This is a genomic window from Pseudoflavonifractor intestinihominis (genome assembly GCF_040096055.1).
GTDB lineage: Bacteria > Bacillota > Clostridia > Oscillospirales > Oscillospiraceae > Pseudoflavonifractor > Pseudoflavonifractor intestinihominis.
Map to the genome: position 1 here is coordinate 1 of NZ_JBBMFK010000022.1, position 20,503 is coordinate 20,503.

A 20,503-nucleotide genomic window follows, 5' to 3' on the forward strand; every position below is an offset into this window, starting at 1 on the left:
AATGGCTCTTTTTATTTGCCATTGGGGTGCTCACTTTTTGAGTACCATTTGCTACATTTTCATTTTACCGAAAACACGATAAAACTTGACAATGTGAGGAGGCTCTGTCATGGAAGTTTTCGTAACTGCCGGAAAGCAGTTGTTCATTGTACTGCTTATTCTTGTGTCACTCCCGTCGGTCTGTAAACTGCTATGGTGGCTCCGTCTCTTGCCCTTGGCGGTGTATTTTGTCGCTACCAAACTCTTTTTCCCTGCATGGGCGGCAAACCACAGAATCCTTTGTCTGAGCCTCTTTGCGGGATGTATCCTGTTTGCGGTTCTGGCATGGGGACACCGCATTTACCGCAGGAAACAGGAACAGCGGTTTTGGGAAACGCAGATATTATCTGACCCTTCCACCCATTATTGGCCATTCCCAGGGGAGACAAGTAAAACGGAATAATCGCGTATATGTCATAAGCGGGACAGGTGTTTCCTGTCCCGCTTTTTTATGTTATAAACCCAGCATTTCCTTTACGATCCGATCTGCGCCCTTGACAAGTCCGGTGAGGATCAGCATATTGAAAATGAGCTGTCCGACATATTGCCATACCATGCTCACAGCGGAAAGAGATGCGTCTGCCGCTGGTGTGGAGCTGGACAGGAAAGCCGAATAGATCAGGCAGGCCAGAACCACTACCGCCCCCTCCATACACACGCCGATATAGCTTTTCAAAAATGCTTTTCCGCTTGCAGAGGTTCCTTCCCCGGCAAAAGACGCCAATGGAAGGGGGGCCAGGGCGGTGTAGAGATAGAGCCGGAAAAACCGTCCATAGACCGTAAGCAGCAGGATAAAGGACATGATAGTGATAAAAAGGCTGGATAATAGAGATACCAGCCATAGAGGGATACTCTCCAAAAGGCCCAGACTTTCCACCGCAGTCACGATCTCCGTGGGCAGCGTAGCCGCCGTAGAAATAGAGCCGCCCACACTGCCCATAACGGTATTGACAACCCCTCCACAGATGGCAAATATGGCTGTCATCAATTCCATGCAGCTCCCCACCGCCAGCTTTGCCAAAATAAATCTTATAAAGTGACGCAGGGCAAATTCCGGGCGTTGAAAGTCCCGGAAACTGGCCGCACTCTGGAAAATTCCAATGGCAAAAAACAGGACCAGCAGACCATATCCAACCCCCACCAGGGCGTTATGGATGCCGAGGATAGAGTTCCATATATCGCCGCCCTTGAAAGTCTCCGGCGTCTGGGTCAGAAGGGTCCATATCTCGGCCAGTTTGTCGTTCCACCCGGAAAGCGCGTCCTCCAGAATATTAACGACCCAGTTATCGCTGATAAAGCTGCACCTCCTTTGGGGAATTGCGTCTCACGGTGAGACACAATTCCCCATTTTCTTTTGCATGGCTCATGCCACGCCGATGGTGGTCAGGATCTCCTTGGCAAAGGCAATCAGCAGCCCGCCAAACAGACACAGGAACCCCTGGGTGCGCTGGGAGGCGTCGTGGCTCTGGATGCTCATGCCAACCTGCACCACGCCCCAGCCCAGGATGATGATGCCCAGGGCACGAATGATGGAGAAGATAAAGTCGGAAAGATTGTTGACGATACTGAGCGGATCGTCTGCGGCCATAGCGGGGACTGTCAGGAGAGAAATGGTCAGTACCAAAACCGCCCAAATGCACTGGATGCGGCGTCCGTTTTTCTTCGTCAGGGATCGCTTGTTCATGTTAAGATTCCTCCATTTCATCAATGATTTCAATGTCGTCCAAAGATGTAAAGATAAAGTCCAGATCCTCCTCGGCATACAGGCAGCGGGGACTATGGATATATGGCGCGGCCCCGCCGTCCGCGGTGAGCTTGATATTGGGGTGTCGCATAAGGTCATATTTTTCATCAATGACCGGAGCCTCACCCCGCAGGAGCACCAGGGCATAGCGGTTGTCGAGCATACGCACCTCGTCCGGGGTCAAGAGTTCCCGCCCTGCCTGTTGGAAGTTTTGGGAATAGGAGCCGTTGCGCCCCCGGCTTTGGCTTGAAGTTCTGGTCTCGATGGTCTCCTTGCCCAGCAGCTCCGACACATACTTGTGGGTGCTTTGCTCGTTGCCTCCCAGGTACACAAAAGCGTCAGCATTGCCGATGATCCCCTCCCAGGAGTCTTTGAACAGCTCTTTAAGCTGACTGATATTTTGCAGAATAATAGTAGCCATGACATTTCTGGATCTCATGGTAGCCTGTAAACGGGCATAGCCGTCAGGGAGTGCCACATTTGCAAATTCATCAAACATGAGCCGGACTGGAATAGGCAGGCTGCCCCCATGTACCTTGTCCGCCTGAAAGTAAAGCTCCTGAAATGCCTGGGTGTAAAGCATACCAACCAAAAAGTTGAGAGACACATCGTTGCTGTCAGGAATGACGCAGAAGATAGCCTGCTTGCGTTCCCCCAGTTTTTCCAGCTCCATCGTGTCCGTGCTGGTGATCCGCTGCACCTCCGGCAAGGAGAACGGAGCCAGCCGCACGGCAGCGGTAATCAAAATGCTCATAGCCGTCTCACTGGGAGCCTGCTTGAACACCTTATATTGCCGCAGGGCGATATGGCTGGGGTTTTCCTCCTCCAGCGCCTCAAACAGAAGATCCAACGGGGATTGATAATCGCCGTCGCCCTCTTTCGCCGTACCGTATTCCAGCATGGTGAGCATCATTTCCATGGTCTGCTCCTCTGGCGGCGCCTCATGCAGAAGATACAGCATAAGGGCACAATCTAAAGCTGTCTCGGATTTCTCCCAAAACGGATCATTGGCATGGGCGTTTTTGGGGGTGGTATTGCGGATAAAGTTCGCTATGAGTTTCAGCACATCGGCGTCACTTCGGATATAGCGGAACGGGTTATAGCAGTCGGAGCGGTCCGGGTCCACCAGGTCAAATACGCGGATGGTGTACCCTTTCCGCAACAACAACGGAATGGTGCTCCGGGCCAGCTCCCCCTTCGGGTCCGTGCAAATATAGGAGGTGTTGGCGAGATAGATATTGGGCTTTACCACATAGCGCGTCTTGCCTGATCCTGAACCGCCCACAATGATTTGCAGAAGGTTCCGTTGATGTTTCCGGCTGTTCAGGCTCATGCGGATATGCTGGGTGAGGATGACATTATTCTCCTCCTTTTTGTCGCGGTATTTCCGGTCAAGCTGCCTGGGGTCGCCCCAATGGGCGGAGCCATGTTCCTCTCCCGGCCTCCGGTTCTGGCGTGTTGAGCGATAGAGAACAAGGGCAAAGGCATAAGTTTTGCGTCTGTGGAGAGGTGTTTGAAACGGGGGCTTGTAATCAGCAGTCGAGGAATACGGAAGTAGATGAATTGTTCTGATTCATCCCCGTAAAAATAGTCAGATAGAATAATCTCTGACACAATCTGCCCCCCTCCTTTCCTTGGGTCATAATCGTTCGCAAAATCTTTGAGGTGTATGTTTATTGCAGGGGATGTAGCGCAAGTGCCCCCCACTTGAGTTACGAGACCAATTAAGTATTTGCCCATAAAAAGGAGGCACCCATGATACCGAAATTCCGGTATTGGACGCCTCCTATATAACAAAGATACACACTGTTCCGCTAATTTTAGACTATTTATTTCTGTTTTTGCTATTTTTCTGCCTCACTTTTGGGCGCATAGAAGTTTTACGCATGGGAGAGCGTACGGTTCGCATCCGTAAGGTCGACGGTTCGATCCCGTTCAGGTCCACCATAAATTCAAAATGGTATAGATGCCACTGGCGCAAAGCCAGTGGCATCAACCGTTTTCGGGCTTTTTCAGCCCGAATTTTTACGGATGATTTTATAGATGTCAACCGCCGTTTCCACCTAACTGGTGGGATTTGACCCCTCTTTTCTCAGCAGCTGGCAAGACTGAAGCTATGCAGCGCCCTTTTTGAAGCAACAACTTTCAAAAAGGGCGCTATTTTTCTGCCGATAGAATACACAAAATTTGCGGCGTCAATTTGTTGGTCGTGACGGGCCAATAAGTTGGCGTCCTTTTTCATTTTTAGGTAATTTCAAAAAAGGCACTAAAATTTAGGAGGGAAACAAAATGGGCAGCAATCAATTTTTTCGAGAACTTTGCACCACTCTTCGCCGAGAAGGCTCCACGGCACAGCCGGAGCGGGACGGTCTGCTCCCTGTGGAATGGATGGTTCTTCCCCTGTGCAAAATCAGCGACGGTGCCAGCATCCGGTACGCTCACAAAGATGTAGATACCCTGGAACGGGAACGAGCCTGCCAAAAGGCCACGGATCTCGCCTGCGTGGTGCGGAAATATATGACCCTGATAGAACAGGCGCCCCCTCTGAAAGCTCAGGGGCCGACCGGTGACTTCCGAACGCTGTCCGAATTCAACGGAACGGTCCTGGCTGGACACCAGACCGAGTACGGCGTCCACCTCGTGACCTGGGACTGGAGCTTTGACCGTAAGGGACTCAACCAAGGGCATTCCTATAGGGAAACTGCCTGGACGCCAAGCGGGATTTTGCCATCCGCTCCGGCCTCATTCCCAAACAACTGCTTTTCGGTCAGAAGCAGCCTCACCACGTATGAGGACATCTGGCGCAGAGTGATCTGGAAGGGTGTCGGACTATGATCTCATCCCTAAAGTCAACTCAGATGTGACTCTTGGCCGTTATGTCGCTGTTGCCGGTCAGATGCAGGGTGATCCCAGATTCCCCGAAGCGGCCTGGCCCTACATGGACGAGCATACTCCCACCACAGGGGCATATTTGGAAGATGCAAACGAGTTGGCGTTGGCCATTGAGGGAATGCAGCATGAAGACGGCGAGCTGCTGAAATATCTGTCGGTTCTTTCGGCGGAGCAGCCTGGAACTATGCAGGATTCTCTCCGTTGTGCTATGAATCTGGACGATTACGAGCGTATCACGGAGGGCACCTATGAATACGTTCAAATCGTCCTGCGGCGCATCGGTGCTGATGATGAGCTAATCAATACCATCGACGGGTATATGGATTTTGAGAAGCTGGGCGAGGACGCCATGGTAGAGGACGGCGTCCGGCAAACCGAGCTCGGTCTTATCCGCCGATGCAGTAACCCCTTCTCTGAAGAAACGTAGGCGTTAGAACTGGGAGATCTTTCCCGATACCCCGCAAAACCGATCTGCCACGAGTAAAGCTGGTGGCGCATACCCTCCTCGATGTGCAGATTCAGAAGACCGCCTTCTCTCCGGCGATTGCCAGCCACCCCTTCGCGAACTCTGGAATCTCTGCTCTTCGCAATGAGGACAGCATCCTTTCCAGCGGGTATGCCATATATCATATCCGCGGTAAACTTTTTGTCCGGTCTGGAAAGACGTTGGCGTGGATAAAAGTGCGGAAATTCAATATTCAGGTTGCACATAAATGCGGTCACTCGATATGACAATGGCTACTTATACACCTATCTCAGAATTTAATGAATTTGGGTAGTGTCAAGGATTGGACCCGCTGACAAAAGCCCTAAAAACTCCACCCATATGGTATAAATAGGAACAAAGGAGGGATGGAGCATGATGGGACGGCAGAGCGTTCAAATGAGTATGGTAATTCTGGATATAGCAGAATTGATCCCAACCGATCACTTACTTCGGAAAATCAATCAGATGGTTTCATTTGACTTTATCTACGATCTTGTAGCACCGCATTACCCTGCAAATGGCCGCCCATCTGTTGATCCTGCCAGTATGTTCAAAATGCTGCTGGTAGGATACCTCTATGGCATTAAGTCCGGACGCCGACTTGTCCAAGAAATTCAGTTAAACATTGCCTATCGTTGGTTTTGTGGCATCTGGAACGGCAGCAAAAACTGTTGAACCTGTCTATGGAGAAAGTTGCTTTGGGCAGGGGGTACGACACTGGCACTGTTCACAGGGGTTTGAAACTATTGGGAATTACCGGTTATATTCCCTCCATCCGTTTTCACAATGATCCAAGTAAATATGGATTTTCATATGATCCGCAGCAGGATACATTTATTTGCCCAATGGGACAACCTCTTGTGTATCACCGTCTGAACTGCAATAAGTTCACAGGGAAATATCTTCGTTGTTACCAGGTACAGGGAGATGTATGCTCTAAGTGACTTCTTAATCATGGTTTTTGTCATGGTTAGTGAAGCAGTCACTTAGAGCATTTTCATTTCAGGAGGTACAGCCATGAGAAACGAGAAAATCACCCCTCTGTATGAGCGTTTGAGCCGCGATGATGAGTTACAGGGCGAGAGTAACTCCATATCGAACCATGATGTAATGTATAGAGGGTGGAATACACCAAAAAACATTACATCATGACTGACGGCTCATTTGTGGCGAATGAAAAGACAGTTATGATAAAGGAGGGATGCCCTCAAACCTACCGTAACTGTCAACCACATTCCCACGAAAGGAGTCTTGTATGGAACTGACTTACACCAAATGCGGCGATTATCTCATTCCTGACCTTGTGTTATTGGACACCAAAGAGTACCATATCGGGAAATATGGCCGGTTGCGCCGTGCCTACTTAAAAGAACACCGGCCCATTCTGTATACCGATCTCATTGTCACTGAAAAACTGTTTCCCCATTTGGAGGAAATCGACACCGCCTGTCGGAAGCGGCTGGAAATTATCGAAAAAGCCATGATGCAGCAAGAGGGCGTCACAGAAGCCCTGAAAGATGCCGACCAGATGGCATGGGTGCGCTCCATGAACTCTATCCACAACAGAGCCGAGGAAATTGTCCTGGCTGAGCTGGTCTACTGCTGAGGGAGGGAACGCAATGATTTTGGAAGCCATGTATAACGGGGAGTTTTATCCCTGTGAAACGGTAGTGCCCACGTCCCCGGAATACCGCAAGGCGATCCAAACCTGTGCGGCGTTGATGGAGCAGCTATCCCATCGGCTCAGTAAAGAGGACTATGCTCTGGTGGAGGAGCTTCGGGCGCAGAACGCTATCGCCCAGTGTGAGGAAAGTGAGAGCCATTTCAAGTATGGCTTTTCAGCGGGGCTGATTGTCCAGCAGGAAGCCCATGAACAGCTGCAAAACAAGAAATAGGCGATGGCCGAAAAAGCCCACGCAGCCGGAAAGAGAACCGGAGGCGTGGGCTTTCTGTGTATATGGTTATTCTGTCAGGGCATCCGAAGTTTCCGCAACCAGCCGGTCAAAGTCGCTCTGATAGGTCCGATCCTGCAAAACCCGGAACTTTTCAAACTCTTTCTCGGCAAAGGCTTTGGCAATGGCGGCGGTCACCTTGCCCTTATCATGCAGAATATCTTCCTCGTTGAACTGTAAAAATGCGTCAAGCCGCTTGACCCAATCGGCCATATACATGACATTTCCACGGCGGGCCTGCCGTTCCGCATAGTCCAGGTACATGGTGACAATCTCGTTCAGGTTACGCATTTCCGTTTCGTTCAGATAGTTTTTAGCAACGGTGACATCCGATTTGCGGATGCGGCCTTTGGGGGCGTTTTTCCATGTGGTCAGCCCCATGTTGGGCTTGGTGCTGTCGGCACGGCCGTATACGATCTCAGCGGCGGTATGATGGGTGACCGCATAGTGGAGCTTATTCTGCACCGTTGCGAAAAACTCCTTTGTGATGGGGCTTTCCACATCGTAGTCAGCGCTGCACTGGGAATAGATGTCCGTGATTTTCTGGTAGAACCTTCTCTCGCTGGCCCGGATGTCCCGGATACGCTCCAGCTGTTCCTCGAAATAATCCTTGCCGAAAAAGTTCTCCGGCTCCCGCAGCCGTGCGTCATCCATCACATAGCCTTTGATGATGAACTCTTTCAACACCCTGTTTGCCCAAATGCGGAACATGGTCGCCTTTTTGGAGTTCACCCGATACCCCACAGCGATAATGGCGTCCAGATTATAATAGTTGGTCTGATACCGTTTCCCGTCCGCCGCAGTTGTTTCCATTTTGGAAACAACTGAATCCTCGCTCAGTTCGCCGGATTCAAAGATATTTTTCAGGTGCTTGGAAATGGCCGCTTTCTGTACCTCGAACAGTTCTGCCATTTTTGCCTGTGTCAGCCAGAGGTTTTCCTGAAAGAGCAGGATTTCCACCCGCACTTCTCCGTTTTCGGTCTTATAAAAGAGGATTTCTCTGGTTTCATACGGGGTCAGTCCCTGTTCCTCGCTCATTCCTCGTCACCTCCATCCGTCCGGTTCTTTCCCCGGCTCTTGTAGACATTATACTGGTTCTTGCACCGTGGGCTGCAAAAGGCGGCGTTGGACCGGCTACCCAGAAACACCTTCTGGCAGTGCTTGCACAGGCGCAGGGGCTGGTCACCGTCTACCAACATGAAGCTGAACATCATCTGGATGCCCAGCAGCAGCGAATGGAAATCCCAATAGATGGTGGGCTTATCCAACAGCTCGATGTGGTAGCTGGGGGCGATCCCACCAAATGCGGCCATGGCCTTGCGGTACAGCCCCCGTGCATCCTCGTCGATGGAATCATAGTCATTGTAGTACAAAATAGCTGTGGTCAGCGTAAAGGCCCAGTCCTTGAACTGCTGGGCAACCCAGTCGTAGGGTTCCGCATACTCTCGCTGGAAGCTCATGTTCTTCGCCATCGGCTCGTCCATGAAAGTCATGGTCAGGGCAACCATCGTCCGGTCACCGGACACATTCCATGTGGATTCAATGCCTTTTTTCACCAAATCCAGCTGGTCAAAGGGGTAAAACAGGGACAAGTATTTGTCTGTCGCCATGGATTCTTCCTTGATGAAGTGGTTTTTCGGCAGGTACACCGCCTCATAGTCCATAAAGGACGGTGTGGTGGGAAGGGCAGTCATCAGCCCCAGCAGGCCGTACCGGGTGATAAACTCCATGATCGCCTTTTCCACTTCTGCTTCCGGCTTGCGCCCCATCATCAGCATCCCCACATTCAGCGCATCCAGCACAATGTTGGGGACCTCTTTCAGCGGATTGTAGACATCCGGCTTTGCGCTCTTGCCGGGGGTGATATACCGCTTGCCATCTTCCGCTGTTTTCAGCTCGTAATGATCGTACCGCACCCAATGGGAACGGGACTGTTCAAATAAATTTTTCATCATACACGCCCTTTCTCCTTAATCGTCCCAATTATCAGGGGCGGTTTTTCTTTTTTCTGCGCTTGGTCTTATTCTCCCGCCGGATCACGGCGTCCTTGCCTTGTTTCCTTGCAATTTTCGAGTATTCCTCCAAAAACTGGCGTTCCCGCAAGGTCAAGCTGCTACCATGCTCCTGCTTGCCGCACAGATGGTCATACATCTGGCGCTGCAATTTCTTGTGGATGGTTTTCCGCAGCTTGCGGATGTTGCGGTCAGACTGCCCACGCACAGCGGCAAGCCGGGTGGTGCTGTACAGCCGCAAAGAGAGAAAATACAAAACTTCCTTATGTTCCTCACTCAGTTCTTCCACCATGCGGGAAACAAAGGCGTCGGCGGTCAGGTTGTGCATCTCATAGGGGCAGTCAAACAGGATGTCCAGAAAGTTCCCGGCCATCAGCTGCCGGTATGTGGGGTTGTTCATCCATCGGGGAATGAGTTTCGGTTCCGGCACCGCCTGATATTCCAGCGGCACATCCCCACGGAGGTTTTCATGGTCCCGTTCCCGGCGCTCCCGGTTCCGGTCCAGCTTGTTCCATTCCTCCACCACGGCCCGGAAATCCTTTTCGGTGCGGGCTGCTTCCTCCAGCCGCCGTATGGCCTCGGCCCGCATCTCCCGTTTCAGCCGTTTATCACTGACCGGGGCAGCTTCTTCTTCCTCGTCCTCCAGCTCTGCTTCATAGTCGATGGGATGCTCGTCCTGCTCCAGCTCACTTTCCAGCTCGGCCAGACGTTCTTCCGCAAGCGCCTGTTCCAGCGTTTCTTCCGCCCCAGCGTCCCATCCGGTGAAGCCACCCTCGGTATCCAGAAGCTCGTCATCAGACAGATACGCCATGCCCCCACCTCTTTTCAAAAAAATATTTTTCGATTTTTCAAAAATGGTTCCGTTTTGCACCCCGGATTTCTCCTATTAGTGAAAGAGTAATCTGAAAACAAGTTACTTGGGTTACATCGGCTCGTTCACGCAGGAGAAAGGGGGATTTCGCCATGTTCAGGCATGACACAAAAAAGAAGTAACACAATCGCAGGTTACAGGCAACGGAACTATAACAACAGTATACACCGGATGCGCCGAAAGCGCAAGAAAGAGAGGTTCTATGGCAGATAAAAACGCCGTGTTTCTGACCCGGCACATTGGCAACACCACCTATAAAGTTCGTGTCTACCTCAGCGAAACCGCCGAGGAAACGATGGAAGATAAAATTCTGCGGCTGATCCGCAATGACGGGCTGGCAAACCAGCCGGAATGTGGTATAATGGAACTGCCACAAATGAGCCGTCCGTCTGAAAGGAGCGCCTGATATGGCAAACAGACAGACGGAAGAAAAAATCACTGCGCTCTATGAGCGCCTGTCCCGTGACGATGACCTCACGGGTGACTCGAACTCCATTCTGAACCAGAAACGTTATCTCGAAAGCTATGCAGCACAGCGGGGCTACACCAATATCGTCCACTACACAGACGATGGGTGGTCCGGTGGCAACTTTGACCGTCCTGCATGGAAGCGCCTTGTGGCGGACATCGAGGCGGGCAAGGTGGCCCATCTGCTGTGTAAGGACCTAAGTCGGATCGGCAGAAACTACCTGCAAACCGGCTTTTACACCGAGGTAATGTTCCGGCAGAATGGGGTTCATTTTGTTGCTGTCGCCAATAACATCGACAGCGAGGAACAGGACAGCGGCGAGTTTGCGCCCTTTCTCAATATCATGAATGAATGGTATCTGCGTGACCAGTCCAAAAAGGTTTCGGCAGCATACCGTGTCAAGGGCAAGGCGGGCAAGCCAACCACCAACAACGCCATCTATGGCTACAAAAAAGACCCAGAGGACAAGGACTACTGGCTGGTGGACGAGGAAGCCGCCGCCGTGGTGCGGCGGATCTTCCGGCTTGCGGTGGAGGGGCACGGCCCCCATGAGATTGCCAAGATACTCACACAGGAAAAGGTGGAGTGCCCCGCCTATTATCTGGCTCGCAACGGCAGAGGCAGCCGTAAGAACACCGTGGACACCAGCCGCCCCTATGACTGGTACGGCTTCACGGTCAGTTCTATGCTGACCAAGCCGGAGTATATGGGGCACACCGTGAATTTCCGTTCCTCCAAAAAGTCCTACCGGGATAAGCGGGTAAAAAATGACCCGTCCGACTGGCTGATTTTTGAGAACACCCACGAGGCCATCGTTGACCCGGAAACCTGGCAGCTCGCCCAGCAGGTGAAACGGACGGTGCGCCGGACAGATACCACCGGCGTTGCCAATCCCCTGACCGGCCTTGTGTTCTGTGCCGACTGCGGAGCCAAGATGTATAACCACCGGGGCAAACGCAAAAAGGACGGGCGGGAGTATGGAACCGACTTTTATAACTGCTCCACCTACACCCTGACCTTTGAGCGGGAAACCCAGATGTGTTTTTCCCACACCGTTAGCACCAAAGCCCTGAACGCTCTGATTCTGGAAACCATCCGCACTACCGCCAGCTATGCCATCCAGAACAAGGAAGAGTTTATTCAGAAAGTTCGCAGCATTTCACAGGTTCGCCAGCAGGAAGCGGCCAAGGAGCTGAAACGCAAGGTCGCCAAGGAGCGCAAGCGCAGCGCCGAGCTGGATGTGCTGATTAAAAAGCTATACGAAACCTATGCCATGGGCAAGTTGGAGGAAAAACGGTTCGAGCTGCTGTGTGCCGAATATGAAAAGGAACAGGCGGAGCTGGAACAGCTGCTTGCATCCGAGCAGGCACAGTTGGACCAATTTCACGAGGATACCGACCGTGCCAGCCACTTTCTGGCGCTGGCACAGAAATATACGGATTTCACCGAGCTGACCGCCCCTATGATCCATGAATTTGTGGAGAAAATTCTGGTTCATGCCCCGGACAGAAGCACCGGGGAGCGGGTGCAGGAAATTGAGATTTATCTGAATTTCATCGGGAAGTTTGAAGTGCCCATGCCCGAACCTACCGAGGAAGAACTGGCTGCGGAGGAAAAGCGCCGCCAGAAGCGCATCCGTGACCATGAAAAGTATCTGCGCCAGAAGGAGCGCAAACAGAAGATTGCCGAGGGGCTGATCGTTCCGGGTGAACCGTACCAGCTGGTATGCCAGTGCTGCGGAGAGCCGTTCCAGTCTGTCCGCCCCAACGCTAAATTTTGCAAACCCGCCTGCCGGGAGAAGTTCTACCGGAAGGAAAAGCGGAAAGCCAAAGAAACGGAAACATCACAAACTGCATAAAGACTGCGGCCTGCCCCAACAAACCGGGCAGGCCGCTTTTTTTATGCCCTGAAACGGAGGGATTTTCATGACACTCTTTGAACTGGTAAAACAGAATATTTGTGTGCCGGATGCAGCGAAACACTATGGGCTGCAAGTCAACCGAAATGGGATGTGCAGTTGTCCGTTCCATGAGGACCAACACCCCAGCATGAAGCTGAACGAACGGTATTTTTACTGTTTCGGCTGCGGAGCCACCGGCGATGTGATTGACTTTGTGGCAAGGCTGTTTGGCCTGAACAGTTACGAAGCAGCGCAGAAACTGGCACAGGATTTCGGGATTGACCCGGACAAGCCCCCGGCGGCAATCGCCTTACCAAAACCGGAGCGTCCTCTGCTGAAAGCATACCGGCAGGAAGAAGTGCGCTGTCTGCGGGTGCTGTGTGATTATCTGCATCTTCTGGAAAGCTGGAAGGTGCAGTACGCACCCAAGACACCGGAAGATGTTCTGGATGACCGGTTTGTGGAAGCCTGCCAGATGCTGGACTATGTGGAGTATCTGGCGGATTTGCTCATTGCCGCCGAACTGGAACAGCGGGTGAAAATCGTGGAAATGCTGAACAAGGATGACCTGATTGCCGGTTTGGAGGAACGGCTGGACAGGCTGAAAAAGGAGGACGGTGCCTATGAAAAACAAAACGCAGCTTGACGGGATGCCCGTCTGGTTCGATGACAAAAGCATCAACGAAGCCCTGTTTTGTGAGGAGTTCTTGCAGACGCACAAGATCATCTTCACAAACGGGGCTTTTTTCACGCCCGAAGGCCGTGTGACAGACGAACTACCCCTGCGAGGAGAAATTTTTGAGGAGCTGAAATGCTGTGCGGTCAGCAACATTCCCCGCAAAATCAGCAACATTGTGGAGCTGATGAAACTGGCGGCGCTGGTAGAGGATTTTCCCCCGGAGCCGGATCGGATTCATCTTTCCAACGGCACGCTTTTTCTGGACGGAACTTTTGCGAAAGGAAAGCCGAAAATCGTCCGCAACCGTTTCCCCGTGTCCTACAAGCCCAACGCCCCAAAACCTGTTCTCTGGCTGCAATTTCTGGATGGTCTGCTCTACCCGGAGGACATCCCCACCTTGCAGGAATATATCGGCTACTGCCTTATTCCCAGCAACAAGGGGCAGCGGATGATGGTCATTAAGGGCAGCGGTGGCGAAGGAAAGTCGCAGATCGGCGCTGTGCTGGGAACTTTGTTCGGTTCCAACATGAAGGATGGCAGCATCGGGAAAATATCCGAGAACCGGTTTGCCCGTGCCGATTTGGAACATATCCTCCTGTGCGTGGATGACGATATGCGAATGGAGGCCCTGCGCCAGACCAACTATGTGAAATCCATCGTCACTGCCCAGGGCAAGATGGATTTGGAGCGCAAGGGCAAGCAGAGCTATCAGGGATGGATGTGCGCCCGGCTGCTGGCCTTCTCCAACGGAGATTTGCAGGCGCTGTTTGACCGGAGCGACGGATTTTATCGCCGCCAGCTGGTGCTGACCACGAAAGAAAAACCGGCTGGCCGTGTGGATGATCCTGACCTTGCCGAGAAGATGAAAGCCGAGGTGGAGGGTATTCTGCTGTGGGCTTTTGAGGGATTGCAGCGGCTGGCCGCAAACAACTTCAAGTTCACCGAGAGCCAGCGCACCAAAAACAACCGGGAAGCAGTCAAACGGGACAACAACAATGTCTATGATTTTCTGGATTCTGACGGGTATGTTCGCCTGAAAGCCGATCTATCTGCCAGCTCCAAAGAACTGTACGAGGCATACCAGATTTACTGCACCGAAAACAACCTGCCTGCCCTGAAGCCACGCAGCTTCAGCGAAGCCCTGATCGCCTGCCAGAGCCGCTACAATCTGGAATACTGCAACAATGTGACCAACGCAGCCGGACGGCGGGTGCGTGGATTTCTGGGGATTGAGGTACTGGTGAGAAATCATATATCAGTGTTTTCCGGTGATTCGATGCGTACGTACGTACCGGAAGATGTGCCGGAGGAATGGCGGCGCTGATCCATGTACGTACGTACGCTTTGATTGACCGTTGTTCTCCCTTTTATAGCAATTCAGCGGCTATGTCAGTCAGAATCACCGGTCAAATCCCATGTTAAATCAAGGCAAGTGGAAATCGAAAAGTATTTGCCTATTGGAAGAAATCATTTTGCGAAACCGTGCTTCTCGCCCCGGTGAACCGGGTGCATGGAATCATGGGGAAATGCACGGTTTCAAGCCAAGTCACACGTAACGGAAAAGTCGGAAGGTGCGGCTTATGGGCAGGACATCACACCGGCAATTCTGAACGGATTTGGTGACAAGGAGATTTTTCACCACACAGCGAAGCGGTTATGCCAGAAGGCGTGCCGACTTCGCTTTTTTATCAAGAAAATTTAGGAGGATTTTTGATGATGACGGTACGCAATGAGATTAAGGCACAGATCGTCCGGGCGGGATACACCATGCAGGAGGTAGTTGACCGGCTCCATGAGGAATACGACTGGTCGGACAGCGTTTCCAACCTGTCGGCCAAGCTCCAGCGGGAATCCATCCGCTACAAGGAGGTTGTGGAACTGGCCGATGTGCTGGGCTATGACCTGATCTGGCAGAAACGGAGGTAATCCCATGACAAGTGAAGAAAAGAAACTGTTGCAGGCAAAGCACCGCTTGGAGGAAGCCCAGGCACGGGACCGGGTGAAGGAGCGAAAAGCCCGGACAAGACGGCTCATTCAGGAGGGCGCTGTACTGGAAAAAGTACTGCCGGAAGTACAGGCGGTAGGGCTTGATAATCTGGAAGAGTACCTGCGGCGAAAGCTGGCAGGACACGATTGAAAACTGCTGGGAGGTCTCCGGGAAACCGGGGACCTTCCTCTTTTTTATCCCGAAGGGCGCACTTACTCACCACCTGCTAAAGCAGGCGGTGGTAGCCCTCCCGTTGGTCGGGCACGTGCGCTCTCCGAGGGGGATTGCGGCTCCTGCGGGAGCCGCTGGACAAGGCTGCATTTCTGCCAAACTGCCAGCCTTGCCCATGCAGTCGACGCAGGGGTTTCCGTTTTGGAAGCCCCTGTTCATGGGGTGGTATATTGCCACCCCATCCCGCCGTCTGCCTGTGTCAACCTGCCACCGGCAGCTTGACACAGATACAGGGGTGGAACGAATCGTTCCGCCCCTGCTGGTGGTGCGTCGTATTTCACGACGCACTGAGCGAAAACAAGGGTGCCCTGTTTCGGGGCACCCCTTTCAGAAAGGACAAGGTGATTTATGGCGATTTATCATTTGGAGGCCAAGATGGTCAGCCGTGGAGCCGGGCGCTCCGCTGTGGCTGCTGCGGCCTATCTGAGCTGTTCCCGGATGCTCAACGAGTATGACGGGGTGCAGCACGACTACACCCGCAAACAGGGCCTTGGGTGGCGGCAGGTTTTTCTGCCAGCCACGGCCCCCGCAGAGTGGCAGGATCGGGAAACCCTGTGGAACGCCGTGGAGGAAACCGAAACAGCAAAGGACAGTCGCCTCGCCCGTGAATTTGTGGCGGCGCTGCCCATAGAACTGAGCCGGGAGGAACAAATCCAGCTCCTGCAAGATTTCATCAAGGAGCAATTTGTGGCAGACGGAATGTGCGCCGATGCTGCCATCCATGACCCGTATCCTCCCGGACACAATCCCCATGCCCATATCCTGCTGACGGTGCGCCCGCTGGATGAAAAGGGAAAATGGCAGTACAAGACTGAGAAAGAATATCTCTGTGTCAAAGACGGCGAGGAACGGGGCTTTACCGCCGCTGAGTTCAAACAGGCGCAGGCCGACGGCTGGGAAAAACAGTACCAGTACAAAGTGGGCAAAAAGAAGGTGTATATGGCCCCGTCCGCAGCGCAGGCGCAGGATTATGAACGGGTATCCAAGTATCCCAAAAGTACCAAATATGGCAGACAGAATCCCATCACGGAACGCTGGAACAGCGATGAGCAACTTGTTCTGTGGCGGGCTGCATGGGCAGATGTGGCAAACCGCCATCTGGAGCGCACCGGACATGAGGAACGCATCGACCACCGCAGCCATGCCGAGCGTGGTCTGCTGGAGCGGCCCACGGTCCATGAGGGTGTGGTTGCCAGAGCCATGAAAAAAAAGGGTATCATCTCTGACCGGTGCGAGCTGAACCGGCAGATCAAGACCGACAATGCCCTGCTCCGGGAGCTGAGGGGACAGGTCAAAAAGCTGGCCCAGGCAGTCAAAAATACCCTCCCGGCACTTGCCGAGGCCATGGAGAATCTGCGTAAAAATCTGCTGCTGTTCTGCTATCAGCTGGGGTATCTCCGCAAGGGCAAGGAACGCCTGAACACTTCGCTGAATACGCTGCGCCCTGCCCTCACACAGTACAATCAGCTGGCAAAGGACATCCGAGATAAGACGAAGGAGCGCCGCAGCCTGCTTACCGAGAAAAAGGCGCTCTCTGCTGTCCATGTATTCCGACACCGGGAGCTGGCCGCAAAAATTGCGGCACTGACAGAGGATTTGGAAGAATTGCGTTCTGAGAAAAATCTGCTTCTGGCGTCGCTGGCATATACCGAGGAAGATGCCGCCGATAAATTTCCTAAAGACATCGCTGCCATGGAGCAGAGCCTGAAACGGCTGGAAGAACAGGAACAGAAATATTCCGCCGAGTTGGACGCTGCCCTGAACGAGTATGCCGGGCTTCGGGAGCAGGCCCAGGGCTTCGACCCAGTGCAGCTGTATGAAGCAAGACAGGCCATCCGCCCCGGCAAAGAACAGGAAGCGGAGAACCAGGCACAGCAGGTTTACGTTGAGAAGTACAGCCCACTTCTGATGTTTGACAGTAAAAAGGCGGTGTCCCGGATGCTGGACGAGGATGCAGAGCGGCTGGCCGTGCGGAGAATGGTGCGCCAGACGCAGAAGGAGCAGCAGATTTCCAACAAGGGAAAGCGCAAGAATCAAGGACGCGATGTGAGATAAAAAGCTCTTTCTATCTCTGTCAAATGCGCTTGCGCAGCTCCGTCCAACTGGTTGCAGTCTCCAGCTCCACACCTGCATCCAGTGCTTTGAAATGCTCCTTGCCGCAGTGGATTTTTAGCTGCTCACTGGTTTTCAGGTGCATAAAGCTGGTGTCACCCTTGGTTTCCAGGACGAAGTACAGCTTTTCCTCACCATTCTTATTCAGATACACAGCCCAGTCGGGGTTGTACGTGCCAATGGGGGTTTCAATTTTGAAGCGGCTGGGAATCTTGAAGAACATCTTCACATCCGGGTCGTTGTCCAGGGCCACCGCCACCGGCTTCTCTACCGTGGAGCTGTCGTAAACCACATAGTCATAGACGCTGTGTTCCACCTTTACGGCGTTTCGATCCAGGTTAGCAAGCAACTCCGTGGTGTCGAAGATTTCCTGCACATAATATTCCTGGCCATCCAGCTTCACATAACGGATACCGTCGATAGCCAAGGCGTGGCGGTGGCTGCGGATTAGCTCTACGGCTTGCTCCAGAAATGCCTCCGGATTGTTGAGAAAATCGCCACACCGTCCGCTCTCTACCAGAATCCGATTGACGGTAGCCGGGGTCAACAGCGTTTCATCGCTGATGGCGGTGATGATGTCCGGCAGGGCCTGATAATCGTTGGCAATCTCCATCGTCCGCATTTCCCGTTCCATGTGGCTGATCCCGGACTGCTGGATGTGAATATCGGCAGTCTGGGACACCAGACGGGTTTTGGGGATATGGGGCATTTCCTGAAAGGCTTTGACGCAGTTCTTCACCAGCTGCTCTGTGTCAATGCTCACCCGGTAGGCGGTTTTCTGCTTGATCTTGCTCCACAGCTCCAGGAACTCCGGGGAGAGCATGACCTGTTTGTTGAGCCGTACCACCACATCACGGGAGGCATCCCGCACCGGGGGCTTCCGGTCGGCATTGGCGATAATCTGCTCAAAACGCTCTCTGGCAGCTTCATATTTTTTCGGCAGGTCAAGGGTTCCGTTCTTCAAAGCGTTCTTCATGGTATCCTTGACCTTGCCGGTACTGGTGATATATCCCTTCTGCTCAAAATGCTCCAGCAGCTCCGTAGCTTCCTCGTGGGTGACGGTGTGTTCCTCCACGGTAGTGATTGTACTGGTGATTCCAATAATTGCCTCCGCTGCCTGTTCTGCGGTCGCACCGTTTTTAATTTGGCGCATGACTTCTGTTACAGGGCTGGGCGGTTCGGTGATTTTCCCTGATTCCAATTCCGCTGTAATTTTTTCTTCCGCTGCCGTCATTTCGGGATCGGCCATCCATTGGTCAATGGAGCCGTCCTCCATCCAGGTTTTTACCAACTCGTGGGCTTCTTCTCTGTCAATCGTATGCTCACGGGTAACTTCTTCCTGATAGGTCATCCCAGCAAACAAACTGAGCTGAAGCACACCAAACTTGACGCCAGTTTCGTCCTCGATCTCTTTCTGGAGGGTGGAAGCAAACTCGGAAAAGCTCTCGTTGGCCATGACGTGAAGGACATTGATGTTCTTGTCCTCGATGCGTTCACCGTCCTGGTTGACGCACAGACGCAGGCCACGGCCCACTTTCTGGCGGCAGGTAAAGGTGGACTTCTGCTCGATCAGGGTGCAGACCTGGAACACGTTGGGGTTGTCCCAGCCCTCTCGCAGCGCCGAGTGGGAGAAAATGAACCGCAGCGGACACTCAAAGCTCAGCAGCCACTCCTTGTCCCGCATGATGGTGTTGTAGGTGTCATCGTCGGCCTGGGTGTCGCCCTTGGTGTCCTTTAGACGGCCCTTTTTGTCCTGGGAGAAGTAGCCGTTATGTACCTTACTCACATCCGTGGTGAATCGCTCCTGAAGGACGGCATACTTGGGTTTTGCCATAAGCTCCTGGTAGCATTCCTCAAACATGGTGGCATAGATACCGGGTGTGCCGTCCTCATGGCGGTACTTGTCCACCTTGTCGATGAAGAACAGGGACAGCACCTTGATGCCCTTGTCCAGATACCGCAGCTCTTTGTCCAGGTGGGTTTCGATGGTGCGCCGGATCTGCGCCTTCTTGACGATGTTCTCGTCTACATCGCCAATGGCCTTGCCCAGCTTGACCTCTTGGGTGTTGCCGAACTCGATATGCTCAAAGTCGGGGGTACAGTCGATTCCGGCGACGGTGTAGCCTTCATACAGTTCCCGTTGACCGGAGAGCAGGAACAAATCGTCTCCCGGCTTGACGGTCATGGCCTTTCGGGTCACGGCTCCGGTCTTGCCCTTCACATCCAGTTCTACCCTGGCCTTAAAGCCCTTGTCGTTGCTGACAGAAAGCAGCCGCACATAGGCTTGGTTGAAGCCACCGGCAATCTGATTGGAGGACACGGCGATCTGCTTCACCAGCCCCATCTGGTAGGCATCCACCGGAGTCAGGCGGTAAAGCAGATTGATTTTTTCCCGGTGGGTAGCGGAGTACCGCAGCACACACAGGGGGTTCAACGTGGCAATGGCTTCCTTGGCCTTGGGGGTGTTGTCTACGCTCTGGGGTTCGTCGATGATGACGATGGGGTGGGTGTTCTGGATGAACCCCATGGCCGTTTCGCCGTTGAGCCGATCCTGGGCCTGGTTAATGATGTTATCCGCCTTCTTAAAAGCGTCGATGTTGATAATCATCACTTCAATGTTGGAGCTGGTGGCGAACTGGCGCACATCGGATAGTTTGGCAGAGTTGTAGATGAAGTACCGGCATGGCACGTTATCATATTGCAGGCCAAAATGCTCCTTGGTGATTTCAAAGGACTTGTAGACACCCTCCCGGATAGCCACCGAAGGCACCACGATAACAAACTTGGTAAAGCCGTACTTGCGGTTCAGCTCAAAGATGGTCTTGGTGTAAACGTAGGTCTTGCCGGTGCCGGTTTCCATCTCGATACAGAACTGGCAGTCCACCGCCGAGGGGGTCAGGGGCAAGTTATTCCGCTTCTGGACAGTGTGCATATTGGCGGTCAGTGTTTCCTGGTCAATGTAGAGGGCGTTGCCCTGGCCCATCTCTGGAATCATGGAAGTTTGCCGCTCATCCACCACGGAGAAGGTGCTTTTGGTTTTCTCCTGGCCGGTAAACAAATCCACCACAGCGTTGACCGCCTGGGTTTGAAAGTCCTGGGACTTGAATTTTAGCTTCATTTCACTTTAT

General features: G+C 52.9%; 19 protein-coding genes and 1 pseudogene. 13 read left to right on the top strand and 7 right to left on the bottom strand.

The features are described 5' to 3' along the window. Window positions 1-493: 493 nt before the first annotated feature. From WMO64_RS12345 to WMO64_RS12355, 3 genes are read right to left on the bottom strand one after another with little or no spacing between them, the layout of a single operon-like run. On the bottom strand, window positions 494-1,357 hold the full coding sequence (locus WMO64_RS12345; RefSeq protein WP_494338271.1) for a VirB6/TrbL-like conjugal transfer protein, CD1112 family: 864 nt from the start codon (window positions 1,355-1,357) through the stop codon (window positions 494-496). 45 nt (window positions 1,358-1,402) lie between these two features. Further along, a complete protein-coding gene (locus WMO64_RS12350) occupies window positions 1,403-1,723 on the bottom strand; it encodes a glutamyl-tRNA amidotransferase (RefSeq protein WP_325298576.1) in 321 nt (106 codons plus the stop codon). A gap of 1 nt (window position 1,724) precedes the next feature. Next, window positions 1,725-3,116 (bottom strand): VirD4-like conjugal transfer protein, CD1115 family, encoded by a 1,392-nt coding sequence (locus tag WMO64_RS12355; protein ID WP_435412068.1) that lies wholly within the window; start codon window positions 3,114-3,116, stop codon window positions 1,725-1,727. A gap of 956 nt (window positions 3,117-4,072) precedes the next feature. Here WMO64_RS12355 and WMO64_RS12360 point away from each other — a divergent pair. The 6 genes and pseudogenes from WMO64_RS12360 (at window position 4,073) to WMO64_RS12385 (ending at window position 7,057) form a co-directional block, all read left to right on the top strand. Then, complete coding sequence (locus WMO64_RS12360) at window positions 4,073-4,618, top strand: hypothetical protein (RefSeq protein WP_349232183.1); 546 nt, start codon at window positions 4,073-4,075, stop codon at window positions 4,616-4,618. Further along, window positions 4,605-5,102, top strand: coding sequence for a DUF6329 domain-containing protein (locus WMO64_RS12365; RefSeq protein WP_349232184.1), 498 nt, complete (start codon window positions 4,605-4,607; stop codon window positions 5,100-5,102). Before WMO64_RS12360 ends, WMO64_RS12365 begins: the two co-directional genes overlap by 14 nt. 432 nt (window positions 5,103-5,534) lie before the next feature. Next, window positions 5,535-5,804 (top strand): annotated as a pseudogene (locus WMO64_RS12370) (transposase); the annotation flags it as partial. A gap of 375 nt (window positions 5,805-6,179) precedes the next feature. Continuing rightward, a complete protein-coding gene (locus WMO64_RS12375) occupies window positions 6,180-6,314 on the top strand; it encodes a hypothetical protein (protein WP_283124962.1) in 135 nt (44 codons plus the stop codon). A 103-nt stretch (window positions 6,315-6,417) separates the two neighbouring features. After that, a complete protein-coding gene (locus tag WMO64_RS12380; protein WP_117507447.1) occupies window positions 6,418-6,768 on the top strand; it encodes a TnpV protein in 351 nt (116 codons plus the stop codon). 13 nt (window positions 6,769-6,781) lie between these two features. After that, complete coding sequence (locus WMO64_RS12385; RefSeq protein ID WP_117507445.1) at window positions 6,782-7,057, top strand: DUF6809 family protein; 276 nt, start codon at window positions 6,782-6,784, stop codon at window positions 7,055-7,057. Between the two features lie 66 nt (window positions 7,058-7,123). Here WMO64_RS12385 and WMO64_RS12390 read toward each other — a convergent pair whose 3' ends face one another. Genes WMO64_RS12390 through WMO64_RS12400 form a run of 3 tightly spaced genes read right to left on the bottom strand, consistent with a single transcriptional unit; the run spans window position 7,124 to window position 9,937 of the window. After that, window positions 7,124-8,152, bottom strand: a complete 1,029-nt coding sequence (locus tag WMO64_RS12390; protein ID WP_349232185.1) for a virulence RhuM family protein — start codon at window positions 8,150-8,152, stop codon at window positions 7,124-7,126. Further along, window positions 8,149-9,069, bottom strand: coding sequence for a DNA gyrase inhibitor YacG (locus WMO64_RS12395; protein WP_083389962.1), 921 nt, complete (start codon window positions 9,067-9,069; stop codon window positions 8,149-8,151). The genes WMO64_RS12390 and WMO64_RS12395 overlap by 4 nt, the downstream gene beginning before the upstream one ends. 31 nt (window positions 9,070-9,100) lie before the next feature. Beyond that, window positions 9,101-9,937 (bottom strand): hypothetical protein, encoded by an 837-nt coding sequence (locus WMO64_RS12400; RefSeq protein ID WP_071435081.1) that lies wholly within the window; start codon window positions 9,935-9,937, stop codon window positions 9,101-9,103. 262 nt (window positions 9,938-10,199) lie between these two features. Between WMO64_RS12400 and WMO64_RS12405 the strand changes: the two genes are divergently transcribed. From WMO64_RS12405 to mobQ, 7 genes are all read left to right on the top strand, one after another. Next, the gene (locus WMO64_RS12405; RefSeq protein ID WP_007885061.1) at window positions 10,200-10,403 is read left to right on the top strand and encodes a transposon-encoded TnpW family protein; all 204 of its coding nucleotides are present in this window, start codon (window positions 10,200-10,202) and stop codon (window positions 10,401-10,403) included. A gap of 1 nt (window position 10,404) precedes the next feature. Continuing rightward, the gene (locus tag WMO64_RS12410; protein ID WP_349232186.1) at window positions 10,405-12,324 is read left to right on the top strand and encodes a DUF4368 domain-containing protein; all 1,920 of its coding nucleotides are present in this window, start codon (window positions 10,405-10,407) and stop codon (window positions 12,322-12,324) included. 67 nt (window positions 12,325-12,391) lie between these two features. Continuing rightward, complete coding sequence (locus WMO64_RS12415; RefSeq protein ID WP_349232187.1) at window positions 12,392-13,012, top strand: CHC2 zinc finger domain-containing protein; 621 nt, start codon at window positions 12,392-12,394, stop codon at window positions 13,010-13,012. Continuing rightward, window positions 12,990-14,369: a DNA primase family protein gene (locus WMO64_RS12420; protein WP_349232188.1), complete on the top strand. Its 1,380-nt coding sequence runs from the start codon at window positions 12,990-12,992 to the stop codon at window positions 14,367-14,369. The genes WMO64_RS12415 and WMO64_RS12420 overlap by 23 nt, the downstream gene beginning before the upstream one ends. Window positions 14,370-14,761: 392 nt before the next feature. Beyond that, entirely contained in the window at window positions 14,762-14,971 is a 210-nt protein-coding gene (locus tag WMO64_RS12425) for an LLM class flavin-dependent oxidoreductase (RefSeq protein WP_425475198.1), read from the top strand. A 4-nt stretch (window positions 14,972-14,975) separates the two neighbouring features. Then, on the top strand, window positions 14,976-15,182 hold the full coding sequence (locus WMO64_RS12430) for a hypothetical protein (RefSeq protein WP_002596142.1): 207 nt from the start codon (window positions 14,976-14,978) through the stop codon (window positions 15,180-15,182). Between the two features lie 429 nt (window positions 15,183-15,611). Beyond that, entirely contained in the window at window positions 15,612-17,318 is a 1,707-nt protein-coding gene (gene mobQ, locus WMO64_RS12435) for a MobQ family relaxase (RefSeq protein WP_349232189.1), read from the top strand. A 19-nt stretch (window positions 17,319-17,337) separates the two neighbouring features. Here mobQ and WMO64_RS12440 read toward each other — a convergent pair whose 3' ends face one another. Beyond that, window positions 17,338-20,493: a type III restriction-modification system endonuclease gene (locus tag WMO64_RS12440; RefSeq protein WP_349232190.1), complete on the bottom strand. Its 3,156-nt coding sequence runs from the start codon at window positions 20,491-20,493 to the stop codon at window positions 17,338-17,340. Between the last annotated feature and the right edge of the window lie 10 nt (window positions 20,494-20,503).

What these genes read in the sequence shown, in the direction of transcription:
- WMO64_RS12350 (WP_325298576.1), bottom strand. Translation starts at nt 1,723, where the DNA reads ATGAACAAGCGATCCCTGACGAAGAAAAACGGACGCCGCATCCAGTGC.
- WMO64_RS12355 (WP_435412068.1), bottom strand. Translation starts at nt 3,116, where the DNA reads ATGAGCCTGAACAGCCGGAAACATCAACGGAACCTTCTGCAAATCATT.
- WMO64_RS12360 (WP_349232183.1), top strand. Translation starts at nt 4,073, where the DNA reads ATGGGCAGCAATCAATTTTTTCGAGAACTTTGCACCACTCTTCGCCGA.
- WMO64_RS12375 (WP_283124962.1), top strand. Translation starts at nt 6,180, where the DNA reads ATGAGAAACGAGAAAATCACCCCTCTGTATGAGCGTTTGAGCCGCGAT.
- WMO64_RS12380 (WP_117507447.1), top strand. Translation starts at nt 6,418, where the DNA reads ATGGAACTGACTTACACCAAATGCGGCGATTATCTCATTCCTGACCTT.
- WMO64_RS12385 (WP_117507445.1), top strand. Translation starts at nt 6,782, where the DNA reads ATGATTTTGGAAGCCATGTATAACGGGGAGTTTTATCCCTGTGAAACG.
- WMO64_RS12390 (WP_349232185.1), bottom strand. Translation starts at nt 8,152, where the DNA reads ATGAGCGAGGAACAGGGACTGACCCCGTATGAAACCAGAGAAATCCTC.
- WMO64_RS12395 (WP_083389962.1), bottom strand. Translation starts at nt 9,069, where the DNA reads ATGATGAAAAATTTATTTGAACAGTCCCGTTCCCATTGGGTGCGGTAC.
- WMO64_RS12400 (WP_071435081.1), bottom strand. Translation starts at nt 9,937, where the DNA reads ATGGCGTATCTGTCTGATGACGAGCTTCTGGATACCGAGGGTGGCTTC.
- WMO64_RS12405 (WP_007885061.1), top strand. Translation starts at nt 10,200, where the DNA reads ATGGCAGATAAAAACGCCGTGTTTCTGACCCGGCACATTGGCAACACC.
- WMO64_RS12410 (WP_349232186.1), top strand. Translation starts at nt 10,405, where the DNA reads ATGGCAAACAGACAGACGGAAGAAAAAATCACTGCGCTCTATGAGCGC.
- WMO64_RS12415 (WP_349232187.1), top strand. Translation starts at nt 12,392, where the DNA reads ATGACACTCTTTGAACTGGTAAAACAGAATATTTGTGTGCCGGATGCA.
- WMO64_RS12420 (WP_349232188.1), top strand. Translation starts at nt 12,990, where the DNA reads ATGAAAAACAAAACGCAGCTTGACGGGATGCCCGTCTGGTTCGATGAC.
- WMO64_RS12425 (WP_425475198.1), top strand. Translation starts at nt 14,762, where the DNA reads ATGACGGTACGCAATGAGATTAAGGCACAGATCGTCCGGGCGGGATAC.
- WMO64_RS12430 (WP_002596142.1), top strand. Translation starts at nt 14,976, where the DNA reads ATGACAAGTGAAGAAAAGAAACTGTTGCAGGCAAAGCACCGCTTGGAG.
- mobQ (WP_349232189.1), top strand. Translation starts at nt 15,612, where the DNA reads ATGGCGATTTATCATTTGGAGGCCAAGATGGTCAGCCGTGGAGCCGGG.
- WMO64_RS12440 (WP_349232190.1), bottom strand. Translation starts at nt 20,493, where the DNA reads ATGAAGCTAAAATTCAAGTCCCAGGACTTTCAAACCCAGGCGGTCAAC.